At 60.8% G+C, this 14,221-nt stretch carries 8 protein-coding genes and 1 pseudogene; 3 read left to right on the forward strand and 6 right to left on the reverse strand.

The features are described 5' to 3' along the window. Positions 1–106: 106 nt before the first annotated feature. Positions 107–4,003: an Ig-like domain-containing protein gene (locus Enr8_RS07820; protein WP_186767509.1), complete on the reverse strand. Its 3,897-nt coding sequence runs from the start codon at positions 4,001–4,003 to the stop codon at positions 107–109. A gap of 766 nt (positions 4,004–4,769) precedes the next feature. Here Enr8_RS07820 and Enr8_RS07825 point away from each other — a divergent pair. Together Enr8_RS07825 and Enr8_RS07830 are read left to right on the forward strand one after the other, a co-directional pair. Next, positions 4,770–5,804, forward strand: a complete 1,035-nt coding sequence (locus tag Enr8_RS07825) for a DUF3500 domain-containing protein (protein ID WP_246119995.1) — start codon at positions 4,770–4,772, stop codon at positions 5,802–5,804. Positions 5,805–5,990: 186 nt separating this feature from the next. Further along, entirely contained in the window at positions 5,991–7,274 is a 1,284-nt protein-coding gene (locus Enr8_RS07830) for a hypothetical protein (RefSeq protein ID WP_146430189.1), read from the forward strand. 16 nt (positions 7,275–7,290) lie between these two features. Here Enr8_RS07830 and Enr8_RS07835 read toward each other — a convergent pair whose 3' ends face one another. Continuing rightward, a complete protein-coding gene (locus Enr8_RS07835; RefSeq protein WP_146430191.1) occupies positions 7,291–8,127 on the reverse strand; it encodes a CBS domain-containing protein in 837 nt (278 codons plus the stop codon). Between the two features lie 257 nt (positions 8,128–8,384). Then, on the reverse strand, positions 8,385–9,230 hold the full coding sequence (locus Enr8_RS07840; protein ID WP_246119996.1) for an alpha/beta hydrolase: 846 nt from the start codon (positions 9,228–9,230) through the stop codon (positions 8,385–8,387). 242 nt (positions 9,231–9,472) lie between these two features. On the opposite strand from Enr8_RS07840, the gene Enr8_RS07845 reads away from it, so the two are divergent. Continuing rightward, entirely contained in the window at positions 9,473–10,336 is an 864-nt protein-coding gene (locus tag Enr8_RS07845) for a phytanoyl-CoA dioxygenase family protein (RefSeq protein WP_146430195.1), read from the forward strand. 12 nt (positions 10,337–10,348) lie between these two features. Here Enr8_RS07845 and Enr8_RS25755 read toward each other — a convergent pair whose 3' ends face one another. From Enr8_RS25755 to Enr8_RS07855, 3 genes and pseudogenes are all read right to left on the reverse strand, one after another. After that, on the reverse strand, positions 10,349–10,891 hold the full coding sequence (locus Enr8_RS25755) for a sensor histidine kinase (RefSeq protein WP_246119997.1): 543 nt from the start codon (positions 10,889–10,891) through the stop codon (positions 10,349–10,351). Between the two features lie 190 nt (positions 10,892–11,081). Further along, positions 11,082–11,207: pseudogene (locus tag Enr8_RS26590) on the reverse strand (hybrid sensor histidine kinase/response regulator); the annotation flags it as partial. Positions 11,208–11,393: 186 nt separating this feature from the next. Continuing rightward, positions 11,394–14,213 (reverse strand): Hsp70 family protein, encoded by a 2,820-nt coding sequence (locus tag Enr8_RS07855; RefSeq protein ID WP_146430196.1) that lies wholly within the window; start codon positions 14,211–14,213, stop codon positions 11,394–11,396. Positions 14,214–14,221 lie beyond the last annotated feature (8 nt).

Here is a 14,221-nt window from a genome sequence, read left to right on the forward strand (position 1 = left end):
GCTGCGGGCTACTATGGGGCGAGTCTTGCGACGAACGAATGAAAAAAAAGGAAGCAAGCCTTGCGACTTGCTCCCCTGCTCTGCTTCTCCGTTGGAACCCCAAGGATTAACTGAAGAACAGATCAATGACCATTTCGGAGTCGGCGAAGACTTCTTCGATCGCTTCCGACGGGGTTACGACGATGTCGAACGTGTCGATATCGGCTCGCGGGTTGCCGGTGCCGGTCGCTCCGCGATCATTGGAGTTGATCGTGAACGTATCGGTGCCGGTGAAGCCGTCTTCTGGCGTGTAGACCAGGCCTTCCATCATCGACGAAATCTGCTCGAACGAGCCGACCAACATGATTCGCTGGGCGTTGAGCGAAGCCAACTGCAGGATGCCATGTTGGACCGAGATCGTCACTTGCACGAAGGCGCCATCGGCGTCAGGATCGCTGACCGAAATAGCGTTGCTATTGGCCGAGCCAAATTCCAAGGAGAGTCCCGCGGCAATCGTCTGGGTGCCCGGGACCTGGTTCAAAGGGGGCCGATTGGTCCCGTTGTCGGTATCCAATCCGTTGATGGTTAGCATCACCGTCGCCGTATCCTCTCCACCATCGCCGTCACTGACGGTGTAGGAGAAGCTGTCAGCTGCCGTATCGCCGGTCGCCATGTCGTCAAACACGCCGTTCGGATCGTAGTCGAAGCTGCCGTCGGCGTTGAGCGTCAGCAGGGCGCCCGAGTCGAGCCCGATCGGCGTACCGACGTCGGCCGGATTGCCGTTGACGGCCACGATGGCCAGCGTCGTTCCTTCCGTGTCGGAGTCATTGAGCAGCACCCCGGCCGGCACGATCGACAAGGCGGTCGCTTCATCGGTCGAGAACGCGTCGTCCTCGGCGATCGGAGCGTCGTTCAGGCCGTTGATCACGATCGAAACCGTGCCGGCGTCGGTTGTTCCGCTGCCGTCATCGGCGACGTAGCTGAACGTATCGAGCGTCGATTCGCCGGCCCGCAGCGTCTCAAACGAACCATTCGGGTCGTAGTCGAAGCTGCCGTCGGCGTTGACCGTCAGCAAGGCGCCCGAGTCGAGCGTGATCTGCTCACCGACATTGGCCTCCTCGCCATTGACCATCACCACCGTCGCGGCGCCGGTATCGTTGGCCAAGACGCCAGGCGCCGCCATCGATAGCGGACTATCCTCGTCGGTGACGTACTCGTCCCCTTCCACAATCAGGTTGGTCACGCCGTTGATGGTGATCGCGACGGTCGCCGCACTCGTCAAACCACTGCCATCGGCCGCGGTGTACGAGAAACTATCTTCCGCCGTCTCCCCTGCGGAGAGATCATTGAACGCGCCATTGGGATCGTAGTCGAAGCTGCCGTCGGCGTTGAGCGTCAGCAGAGCGCCCGAGTCGAGCGTGATCGGCATTCCAACATCGGCCGGTTCGCCGTTCATCTCGCTGACCGACAACGCGTCGCCATCCGCATCCGCATCATTCGCCAGCACGCCTGGGGCCGGGATGTTCAGCGTCACGTCTTCCGCCGTCTCGTAGCTGTCGCCTGCGGCTACCGGTTCGTTATCGACGCCGGTGATCGTGAAGCGAAGCAGCGAAGAACTGGTCAAACCGGTGCTGTCGGCGACCGTGTAAGCGACCTGATCTTCGGCGGTTTCGCCCGCGGCCAGCGACGCATAGACGCCGTTGGGATCGTAGTCAAAACTACCATCGGCGTTGAGCGTCAACAGGGCGCCCGAGTCGAGCGTAATCGGCATGCCGACGTTCAACGCGTCGCCGTCGACTTCGGTGACCAAGAGCGTATCGCCGTCGAGGTCAACGTCATTGGCCAGCACGCCGGGCGCTGCGACGCTCAGCGTCACGTTTTCCGCCGTTTCATACGCGTCTTCCGCCGCTTCGGGAGCGTGGTCGACGCCATTGACGGTGATAAAGACGGTCGCCGTGCTGGTCAGCCCAGTGCTGTCGGTCGCTGTGTAGGCAAACGACTCTTCCGCCGATTCACCCTCTGCCAGCGACGCGAAGGCCCCATTGGGATCGTAATCGAAGCTGCCGTCGGCGTTGAGCGTCAGCAGGGCGCTAGACTCAAGCGTGATCGCCGCCCCGACGTCGGCCGGTTCGCCGTTCACTTCCAGCACCGTCAGGCTATCGCCGTCGGCATCGGCGTCATTTTCGAGCACGCCGGACGCGGAGATATTCAGCGCCGTATCCTCCGAGGTTTCGTAAGCGTCATTAACGCTTTCGGGGGCGTGATCGACGCCATTGATGGTAATGACGACGTTCGACGTGCTGGTGAAGCCGCTGTCGTCGGTCGCCGTGTAGGCAAAGCTATCCTCGGCGGTTTCCCCCTCGGCGAGCGCGGCGAAGGCGCCGTTCGGATCGTAGTCAAAGCTGCCGTCGGCGTTGAGCGTCAACAGGGCGCCCGAGTCAAGCGTGATCGCGGCGCCAACGTTGGCCGCCTCACCGTTGACTTCCGACACCGTTAAGACGTCTCCGTCCGAGTCGGCGTCATTCTCGAGCACGCCCGGCGCCGAGATCGACAGGGCGACGTCTTCGGTCGTTTCAAAGGCGTCGTCGACGCTAACCGGCACGGTGTTCACGCCGGCGATCGTCATGACCACGTTGGCGGCGCTCTCTTGGCCGGTGCTGTCGGCGATTGTGTAGCTGAAGGTATCTTCGGCCGTTTCGCCGTCGAGCAGCGCTGCGAACATCCCGTTCGGGTCGTAGTCAAAGCTGCCATTGGCGTTGAGCGTCAGTAGCGCTCCCGAATCGAGCGTGATCTGCTCGCCCACGTTGGCCGGGTCGCCATTGACCCCGGTCACCGCGATCGCGTCGCCATCGGCGTCGGTATCGTTTTCGAGCACGCCGGGCGCCGAAACGCTGAACGCTGCGTCTTCGTTGGTCTGGTAGGCGTCATCGAGCGAAACCGGCGCTTCGTTCGCGGCGACTTCGACAAAGAACGATTCGACGTCGGCCAATCCGGCATTGTCGAAGACCAGAATCGAAACCGAGAAAATCCCCGGCGTGACGTCAATCCCCGGCGTCAGCATCAGCTGCGCCGTCCGGGCGCCCACTTCCTGGATCAGCGACACGAAATTGGGGGACTCAGGATCGATCATGAACGACAACTGATCGGCTTCGTTCGGATCGGTGGCCGAGATTTCCAACATCAGCTCGGCGCCGGCGTCCAGCTCTTGATCGGCGATCGGCGCCAGGTCAGGCGGCAGATTGATGTTGATCGTGCTGGTCGCCACTTCGCTGTTGGTGACGCCATCGCTGACGGTAAACTCAATCACCCGCGGGGTGACGTCGACCGCCGGATCGCTGTTGCTGTAGCGGACCGAGCGGAGGACCTGCTGGTATTGCTCGACCGATGCTTCGCCGCTCAGTTGCAACACGCCGCCGGCGTACTCAGCCGTGATCTCGGTCCCTTCCGTATCGACCGTCAACAGTTCGGCCTCGCCGTCGGCCAGGTTGGTGATGGTAACGGTGGCCGACATCAGCGTTTCGTCGTTCGGATCGGCGACGACCATATCGCTGTCGGCGACGGCGACGGGGCCTTGGCCAAACTGAAAGGTCGTTTGAAAGTCGCCTCCGTCGGCATCTTCACCGTTTAGATCAACGACCGGCGAGCCGACTTGGACCTCGATGGTGATCGACTCAAAGTCCCCTTTCATCGGCGATTCGGAGTTCATCGCGACCACCCGTAGCGTGTGCGAACCGACCTGATCCAGCGAGGGGGTCCAGTTCAGCACTCCGTCGGGCGACATAGTGGCGCCGGCCGGAGTTTGATCCGGGTCGGGATCAAGCGTGAAGGTGAAATCGCCCTCGGTCAGCGATCCGCCGGCCGACATCAGGTCCAAGGAGTACTGATCGCCGACATAGGCGGTTTCGGCCTCGACGCCGGAGAGATCAAAGTTGGGCGCCGAAGCGTCCATCACGCGTCGCTCTTCCAGGCGTTCCGAGCCCATCGAAAAGGGAGATCGGAGCGTGCGCGTATGTTTCTTATTCATCGTCATATCGAATCCTTCAAGTAGATATGGCAGTATCGATTGGTGAGTAGATTTGCCCTCCGCCCAGACCTTCTTCCAACAACCGGCAGCGCACCGCGCGCAGCAAGGCTAGGGAAAAGAGGCGGATGGGCGAAGAATCAGGTCAATTCAGCGGGATCTTCCACGCAAGAATCGACTCAGCGGACGGTAGAGAAACGCACGCGTTGCAGTCATTCGCGAGAGTGCGCTGTGAACTGAAAATTAAGGGAGTCTCCTACTTCGCTAGTCAGTTCGGCGCGGCGGTAAAAAGCGGCAGCGGGGTGGTGATAGCATCCTTTGCGATCTGCTGCGCTTTGGTTCCTAAAAGCTGGCGCTGGCAATGAAATCGTCGCTTGCCCTGTCGTTTTCAGTAACGACGATTTGCGACGACGGTTAGGTTAATCAGTCGGGCACGAGGGTTACAAGTACCCACGTGGAGTTTTTCAATAATTATAAAAACGGTATATGTGTATATATGTGTCGGCGTTGGTCGATCCGCTCTTTGGGGCCGCAATAGGGTTGGGGGTAGGTGCTGGCGGCTGGATCGCCTGGGCGAGGGTTGAGGATTGGGATACGTTACGTCTCGGCCAGTAGGCCTGTTCGGCGAAAACTTGCTTGTTTTCGTCACCTCGTAAAAAGGGAGAGACCTCGCTTGTACGCGTAGAATTACGGGCCGATGCAGGTTATGATGCATATATTCCCGCCCATGTATCCGCCCTCCACTGCATCCTTCCAGAACGAGCCCACCATGCGACAATCCGCCTACCGCGCTTTAACTCTGATTCTTGTTCTGTCGACCTCCGCCGTCAGCGTTGCGCTGTTCAAGCCGGCGACGACCGGAACGGCGATGACGGCCGCCGCCAACGCGTTTCTGGCGTCTCTTAGCGACGAAGAGAAGGCGGTCGCTCTGCAAGACTACGATGCGCCGCACCGCGTTGACTGGCACTTCATTCCCAAAGACGCCCGCAAAGGTTTGAAGATTGGCGACATGAACGTCGACCAACGCAAGTTGGCGTATGGATTGCTGAAGTCGGCGCTGAGCGACGTCGGCTACGACAAGACCACCAAGATCATGGATCTGGAGAACCTGTTGAAGCAGTTGCAGAAGAATGGACCGATTCGCGATCCCTATCGCTACTACGTGACGATCTTCGGCCAGCCGAAAGCGGACGCGCGCTGGGGTTTCAGCTTTGAAGGTCACCACTTGTCGCTCAACTTCGTCGTCGAAGGAAACGCGGTTATCTCATCGACGCCGCAGGCGCTTTGCACCAACCCGGCTGAGCTGAAAGAGACCTACTCAGAGAAGTTTCCCAGAGGGTACCGCATCCTGAAGCAGGAAGAGACCGTCGGATTTGAGTTGGTCAACAACCTCTCGCCCGAGCAGGCCAAGGTGGCCCTGATCGCGGCGAAGGCGCCGGCCGAGATTCGCAATCCCGGCAAGACGCACGCGCCGAACGACGCTCCGGTTGGAATCGCGGCGAAGGATCTGAGCGGATCGCAGCAGCAGTCGCTGCGGAGCCTGATCGACGTCTACTGCGCTGCGATGCCGGCCGACGTGGCGGCCGCCCGCCGAAAGCAGATCGAGGATGCGGGCTTCGACAAGGTCCACTTCGCCTGGGCGGGAGCCACCAAGCCAGGCGTCGGTCATTACTATCGCGTCCAAGGCCCGACCTTTGTGATCGAACTGGTCAACACGCAGCCGGACGTCGCCGGCAACATCGCCAATCATGTCCACTGCATTTTCCGCGACATGGCGGGCGACTTTGCTCTGCCGATCGAGTAAGGGCGATTTCGCTGCGGATACCAATGACGCACGAGCCCAAGGCCGCGGTCTCCGACTGCGGCCTTTTTTTTGCGCCCAAACCCCCGACCTTCTCGCATTTCGCTCGATTTGTTGCCTGATTCGGCAGTTGTCCCTAACATGACAAGAGACTCTTTCGCCACCTGCTCTTCGTATCGAGGCGTGCGCATGCTCGCTCCCACGTTCCGTTCCCCTGCAATTGTCTGCGGTCTTGGACTGCTGCTGTCGGCGCTCGCCGCGCCAGCTTGGGGAGCCGCTTCGTCTGGCGTTACCGACATTCTGGAGGGTGGCTGGGCGATTGGGCCGGACTCGCTGGAAAAGGCCCGCAAGGCTCGGGCGTCTTTCATCGGTTCGGTCGATGACCGCGAATCGCTTGATACGGCGTTTGGGCTGGTGCTGATCAAACAGCACAAGTACGAAGAGGCGACGACGCTGTTCGAAAGCATCACGACCAGCCATCCCGATAACCAAGTCGCGTGGCGGGCGTTGATCTGGCTCTATGTGCTGCAGAAGAAGTCGGAGTCGGCGCTGCTGAAGATTGATTCGATGTCCGATACGATTCGACCCTCGGAAGCGGATGACGCCATCGAAGAAGAGACGCGAGCCACGGCGCGATTTCTGGGGCGGATCTTCGCCTATCTCGACGGGCCGACCGCGGGTGACGTTTCCAAAGGCGTAAACCGACTAGTTCGGGGCAAGATCGACAAACGGATGGTCGGCGCCAGGGCGGGCGAGTTCAAAACCAACTACGACGAAGTGATGCAGGAGTTTAAGAACCTGACGACGGCCGGAGACGAGGCCCGCGACCAGGCGGTGGAAGATCAAGAGATGGCCAAAGAGCAGGAAAAGCAGAATCTGGCCAACCTGCGCGAACGTCTCGAGATCGACCAGGCGGAAGCGCAGCAACGGCTTGATGCCTTGCGCAGCGAGTTGGAGAAAGAGATGGTCGCCTTCAATCAGATGGAGGCGCCCCTGAGCGACGCGATCAGCCGACTGGAGGTTCAGCTGTCGGTCGTGCGGCGCGAGATTCTCAATGTGACCGACGATCTGAATCGCCTGCAGGCGGAATATGACGAAACGAAAGATCCTCGCCGCAAAGACCGGATCCGCCGCGACATGGCGCGAGCCGAAATCTTGCTTGGGCAGTATCAACGCGACAACCAGGTCATTCTGGCGGAAGGTAATCGACTGACGCAGCGCCGCGATGCGCTGCGGGCCAGCCGCGCCGAAACGTCGCGTCGTTACGAGACCGACATCAAGGAAACGCAAGACTGGAAAGCGAATCTGGCGCGGCGAGAAAAGCGAACCGAACTGGATGAAAAGCGGATTAACCGCCCAGCGAAAGGCAACACGCCGCAGGTGCGGGTGATGGGCGCCAAGGCGACGAGTTTGCGAACCTACGCCGACTTTCCGCTCGAGCTAGAGCGTCACAAGCTGCTGACTGCCGAGTAACGCCACGCAGCCGATCTTACAGCATCGCCGCCAAGATGCTCTCTTGCGTCAAAATGCCGACCAGGTCGTTTTGACGATTGGCGACTACCAGCGCTTGCAGCTGCATTTCGTGCATGGTGCTTGCGGCGCTACGAAGCGAGTCGGTCTGCAAAATGAAATGCGATTCGCGAATGATGTCGCTGGCGCGGATCGTTTTGGGATCCTCGTTCAGATACATCACGCGGGCCAGGTCGCGGCTCTTGGCGCGGCGGATATCGCGGCGCGAGACGACTCCCAAGGGAAAATCGCCGTTCATCACCACCGCGTACATCGCTCCTTCCACTTCGCAGGCGAACTTCACATGTTCGATGCTCGCGTCGAACGGCACTTGCACCGGCGTCGTATCGACGTGCGGTTTGACCGGGGCGCGACTCGCCTCGTGATCGCTGTAGGAGAACTCGCGGAGGAAGTCGGTCGAGGTGACCATCGCCGACAAACATTCGTCCTCGGTGACCGGCAGCGAGTTGATCTCTTTGTCGAGCATCAGCTGCAAGGCAACCGAAACGTCGGTGTCGAACGAGATCGTGTAGACTCGCCGCGACATGAACTCGGAGACGCAGACCGGGCCCCCTGCTTTGCGAAAGCGATTGGAGAGGTTGGCCGCCTCATGAGCGGCCGCGGTCCGCACGACGTCTTCATCCGAAATAATCCCGACCACATGCCGGCTTTCGTCAATCACCGGCCAATGATGGAATCCGACCATGTAGACCTGCTCTAGCAGCTCTTCAATGGTCGTTTCGAGCGAAGCGCTCATCGGATTGTAAGTCACGATGGTGCTTAGCGATTGATCGAGTATGGGCTTGGCGGTAGCCATGATTCCTGCGGCTTGGCAAAGCGACGAGTACAACAGATTGCAATCAACTTTAGGTTGCGCCGCAGGCGCAAGCCGCAACCGAATCGAGGAAAGCGGCGATTTGCCGGTTGGCTAGCGGCATTGGCGCGAATGGAACGATCGTACCGGTCGTAGACGCCGCGTTGGCTGCCTAATCGTTTGGTTGGCAAGAACCAAAAAAGGGGGCGATCGTACGCGCGATCGCCCCCTGATCGGACGGAATTGCGGCTCGTCCTGGTTTACTTTGCGGCGGCCGGCTTGGTCGACAGTACGCCCAGGCCTTCCATCCAGGCTTCGCACAGCTTCGGCCAAGCGTTGGTGCCGGGGATGTTGGCGGCCAGGCCGACGCCGTGACGTCCCTTGGCGAAGATGTGCATTTCGGCCGGCACCTTCGCCTTCTGCAGCGCTTCGTAAAAGACGATGCTGTTTTGCGGCGGCACGCCGGTATCTTCGCTGGTATGAAACAGGAAGGTCGGCGGCGTATCGGAGGTGACCTGCAGTTCGTTGGAGAGGCTCTTCACTAGCTCCGGATCTGGGTTCTGCCCAATCAAATTCCGTTGCGATCCGCGGTGGGTGAACGGCTGGTCGAAAGCGATCACCGGGTAACACAGAATCGCAAAGTCAGGGCGGCTCGAGACGCGGGCGATCGGATCGGCCGACTGAGCGTCGCCGCCATCAAAGTGAGTCGCCACCGTCGAGGCCAGGTGACCACCAGCCGAGAAACCCATCACGCCAATTTTGTCGGGCGAAACGCCAAATTCTTTGGCGCCCGCGCGGACCATGCGAATCGCTCGCTGCGCGTCTTGCATCGGCGCCGGGTGGGCGTAGCCTTTGCCGCTATGACGATATTCGACGACGAACGCTGAGACTCCGAACGAGTTGTACCACTTGGCGATGTCGACCCCTTCATGACCCAGCGCCAAGTGACCGTAACCGCCGCCTGGCAGCACGACGACGCCGCAATCGGTCTTGTTTGCGCCGTCGGCCAGGTAGATCGTGACGACCGGTTTGTCGTTTTCGGCTTCTCCTTTGGCGCCGGGAGCGCCGGCGGGCCACAACAGTTCACGTTTCGGTTCAGCGGCCATGGCGGCAAGGGGCAAGAGAAGGAGGAGGGTCAACGATGTGAAGATTTTAGACATGCAAAGAACTCGGCTTGAAGGGTGGGCGAATTGCGCGTTGACGGAAGCTTGGCGCAGCGAGGCTAAGCTTCTAGCGTAACCGCCTGGGCGACGGAATCAATCTGGGGGGCCTGCCGACTTGATTCTTGCTGTCATATCGCAGTAAAACAGGCGTCTCACCTACCCTTCTCCCCTCCCTGGATATCGCCATGGCCGCCGATCTGTCGCTTCAGCATGCTCCGGTTTCCTCGACGTTCTTCCGCAAGTTTCCGACCGGCGACTTTTGCCTTACCGAGGAGCAGGTCGCGTTTTTCCATGAAAATGGTTACCTGGCCGGCGTGAAGATTTTGGAAGACGAACAAGTCGAAATGCTCCGCGAAGAACTGGAGACGTTTTTCGACGCCAACCACGACCGCCGCGATTTGTGGTACGAGTATCACACCAACGAATCGGCCACGCCGGACACGGTGTTGTTTCATGCCTTGGGCGCTTGGCGGGTTGGCGCCGGGTTCCATGATATTTTGTGGGCGCCGCCGTTTGTGCAAGCGGCCGAGCAATTGATCAACGGCAAGGTCCGCTTCTGGCACGACCAACTCTTCTGCAAGCCGGCCAATCATGGCGGGGTCGTCGCGTGGCATCAGGACTACTCGTATTGGACTCGCACCAAGCCAATGGCCCATCTGACCTGTTGGATCGGCTTGGACGACGCCGATCGCGACAACGGTTGCGTGCAGTACGTGCCTGGCAGTCACAAGTGGGACCTGCTGCCGATCACGGGTTTGGCAGGCAATATGGATGCGATTCAGGAAGTGCTGACGCCGGAGCAATGGGAGCAATTCCAGCAGCCGGTCGCGGCCGAACTGAAGAAAGGGGAAGCGACCTTCCACCATCCGCTGATGGTGCATGGTTCGTTCGCCAATCGGACCGACCGTCCCCGCCGCGCCGCCGTGATCAACGTCTTCCGCGACGGCGTTTGCAGCGATAGCGACGACGTGCTGCTCGCCGGCGTTCCCCCGGTTGCGAAGGGAGAAAAAATGGAAGGGCAGTTCTTTCCGCTGTTGTCATCGACGTAGACGCGAACGAGCTTACGGCGAAGTCGTCGTCTCGATCGGCGGCTTGCGTTTGCCGGCCAACGGGAGCCGAACGATAAACTCGCGCCCCTTCCCTTCTCCGGCGCTCTCAACTTCGATCTGACCCTGGTGCATCTCGACCAGCCGTTTCACCAGCGTCAGGCCGATGCCCAAACCCCCTTTCGACAGATCGAGATGTTGGTCGATCTGTTGAAACATGCCGAAGACGTCGGGAATCAACTCGGGCGGAATGCCGATTCCGTTGTCCTTGACGCGGATCTCCACTTGGTCGTCCAGTGCAGAAACGGTCAGATCGATACGTCCGCCGTCGGGCGTGTACTTGGCGGCGTTGTTCAGCAGGTTGGCGACAATTTGCGAGAGACGCACGGCGTCGCCGTCGATCTCAAACGGCTCGTCAGGAAGGTTGACGGTCAGCTGATGCTCGGCTTCGTCGATCAGGCGAACCATGTGCTGCACTTGACGCTGGACGGTGTCGTAGACTTCGACCTCCTCCTCTTTCGACAGGTGGCCATTGCGGACCACCTCGACGGCGATCATGATCGCCGCCAGCGGATTCCGCAGTTCGTGGGCGAGCGTCGCCAGGAATTCGTTCTTGCGGCGCCTTTATCTCGTCACGATGCCGGGCCACTTCCTGCCGCTGGCGAAACAGCTGAAAGAAAACCTCCGCCTTGCTCTTGAGGATGTCGGTCTCGATCGGCTTACGCAGAAAGTCGACGGCCCCCGCTTCGTAACCGCGGAAGTGACGTTGTTGCGCTTCCGTGGCTGCGTTCAGAAAGATGATCGGCGCCAGTTCAGTTCGTTCCGAGCCGCGCATCAGTTCGGCCAGCTCAAAGCCGTCCATCTCCGGCATCATCACGTCCACTGGGCTCGCACGAATTCGACTGGGCGCCGTCGCCACCGAAGCGCCCCGTCTGTTGCCCCCAATTCTAGCCGATCGTAGCGGTGTGGGAATATCTCGGTCCGTAAGCGGTATCGACCTACTGCCAGCGGCGAGAAAACAACCAATTTGCGCTCCCTTATTCGCGGCAATTCGCACCCGTTATAAGGTCAGGCCGATCGGCAGCGCTTCGCCAAACACCTGGTCCCGTTCTTCCGTATCGAGGGCCCCTCCTTCGCGTACGATCCGGGCGAAGTGAACGGGGGCGTTTTCCCCCTCCAACCAACGTGCCGCTTCGCCTCGTTCTCCCTCCGAAAGATCCCGATACCGATCGTCGGTCCGGCGGGCGATTTGCATCACCGCCAGCAGGTCCATCGGGTCACGCTGGGCGTCCCGGTAGAGGGCGCTTAGCCAATCAGCGGCCCTATCGGCCGAGACGACCAGGTTCAGTGGACCATAGACCGGCGTACGGCTTCCCAAACGGCCCAAAGCCCAGGCCATCGCCGAACGGGCCGAAGCCATTTTCGGCTTGCCGAGCAGGTCGACGATCCACCCGCCGATCTCGATCTTCGTAGGGACATCCAGCAGTTCCAGACTCCCCAGCAAACGCCATGCTTCGAGCGACTCTGACGGCGTAAACGTCGCGGTCCCCTGCCCGGTCATGATGCGGCGATGCAGGGCCTTCAGCGCCAAGATCAACGGCTGCGCGACCGCTTGTTGCTGCCCTCGGCTTAGTCCGCCGGCGATCCGCCGCCACAAGATCCATGACTGGGTGCGGCAATTGGCGTCGTTGTGGGCGACCTTGCCTTGCAGCGCCTTCCAGGTTTCTGAAACCCGCCAGTCATCGAGCGCCAAACCATACCCGGGCCGCAGCGCGAAGCCGGCGAGGTTGAGCCAGCGGATCTCATGACTGCTGCTCCGGCGACGGCCAGGCTCTAGGTCAAGCAGTTCGCCCCAGATGCGGCGGAGCAAGCTGGCGGGCCACTGATCGCGCGGCATCTCGCTGGTCGCTTCGAGCGTGTAGAGCAGTTTCTGTGGTTTGTGCGTCGGCGCGTCGCCGAAGGTCGCGGTTAGGTTAGATTGCAGCGCCGACCAGATCTCTTCGTCGAGCACCCCTTCCGCTTCCCGATTCGAGACATGCGCTGCGACGTCGGTTTGCGTGGCGCTACGGACATCAAACTGCAGGCGCCACTTGCGGTCGCTCTCTTGTTCGTCGCACCACAGCTCGATCGTGCCGATCTCGGTCAGCCGGGCATGCAGTTTGACGGCGACTTCGGTCGCTTCGCTTCGGCGCTTGGCCCGCAAAACGGTACGGATCGGCGGCAGCGAGCGGATTTGCTCTTGGTCGACCGTGACGATTTCGCCCGCTTTGTCGATCAGGCGAATGCTGGAGACGAACAGTGGGAACTCGACTGGTTCCGAAATCCGCAGCCGGAAGGTCCGCTCTTGCAGGTCGATCTCTTCGCCCGGTTGGGTGGTCGCCGGCAAGATGCAGAGCGCCTGGGGGCGTCCCTGATCATCTTGGCCGACGCCAATGTAATACGTGCGGGCCAGGTTCGCGGCGATTCGGACGCCCTCGCCGCGGCGGACCAAGCCGTAGTAGGCGGCGCCCCGGGCAACGGCCAGGTCCAGCTGATCGTTGTCGAGAATCTGCAGGTCGTACTGGGGATCGGCCGGGCGGAACCAGGCGTTGATCTCCTCGATCAATTTGCCCCGCAACCGGGTCGACTCAAAGAACCCGCCGTTAAACAGCACCACGTCGGGGCGGACCGCCGTCGCGTCTTCCTCGTCCAGCACATGCCGATGACTGCGAAGAAACGCCGACAAATGCCGGGTGATCGCTGGATCGTTGGCGAACGGCAGGCCGAACTCTTGAAAGCCGGAGCTTCGCTTCTCCAGCGGCGTCTCGATGGCGCCGCCTGGCAAAAAGCCGTCGACCAGGACCTGTTCGACCTCTTCTTTGGTGATCGTCACTTGACGACCGCCGCCGATCAGCTTCGATCCGCTGGCCGGCAGGTTGATCGTCATCTCGGCCGGCGCGTTGTCGCCCAGCATCTCTTCTTTGGCGACTCGTGAACGACGAACCAGCGTCGACCACTCGGCCGGCGACAGCTTGCCGCCGCCGGTAAGTTTTTGTTCCAGGTAGGTTGCGAGCGTCAAGTCGAGGTTATCGCCGCCGAGGATCAGATGCTCGCCCACCGCCACGCGGTGAAATTGAACCTTGCCATCTTCTCCCTGACGAACGCGGATCAGCGTGAAGTCGGAGGTGCCGCCGCCGATGTCGCAGACCAAGATGGTCTGCCCCGGCGAAACGAGCGATTCCCAGTTCTCTTTGTGCTTGTCGAGCCAGGCATAGAACGCGGCCTGCGGCTCTTCGATCAACACGACCCGCTTCAGCCCCGCTTCCGCCGCGGCGGCGACGGTCAACTCTCGCGCGATTTCGTCAAACGAAGCCGGCAGCGTCAGCACAATGTCTTGCCGCTCCAGCGGATAATCTGGGTGCGCGGCGTTCCAGGCTGCTCGCACGTGAGCCAATAGGCGAGCGCTGACGGTCAGCGGCGACAGCTTTTCCAGATCCGAGGCGCCATGCCACGGCAACAGCGCGGCGGTGCGATCGACGCCGGTGTGAGAGAGCCAGCTTTTGGCCGAGTTAATTACCCGCGATGGCACGGTCACGCCATGATCGCGGGCAAACATGCCGACGCAGTAGGTCTCGTCTCGCTTGCTCCAGGGAAGCTTCAACGCGTCAGTCGTAAACTCGCTCTTGGCCGCTTCGTAGTGAAACGAGGGGAGTGTCGAGCGGGCTTCGACCTGTTGGGAAGCGACGATCTGCGGGATCGAGAACGATTGCAGTTGACCGGGCGCAGCCTCGGTGTCGACAAAGGCGACCGCCGAGTTGGTGGTGCCCAGATCGATCCCCACGACGTAACGACTCGGCGCTTCTTCATCGAGCAGCGCCGGCTCTTCCTGATGTTTCGCCACTCTATCCG

Origin of the sequence: Blastopirellula retiformator (genome assembly GCF_007859755.1) — a bacterium.
Classification (GTDB): Bacteria; Planctomycetota; Planctomycetia; order Pirellulales; family Pirellulaceae; genus Blastopirellula; species Blastopirellula retiformator.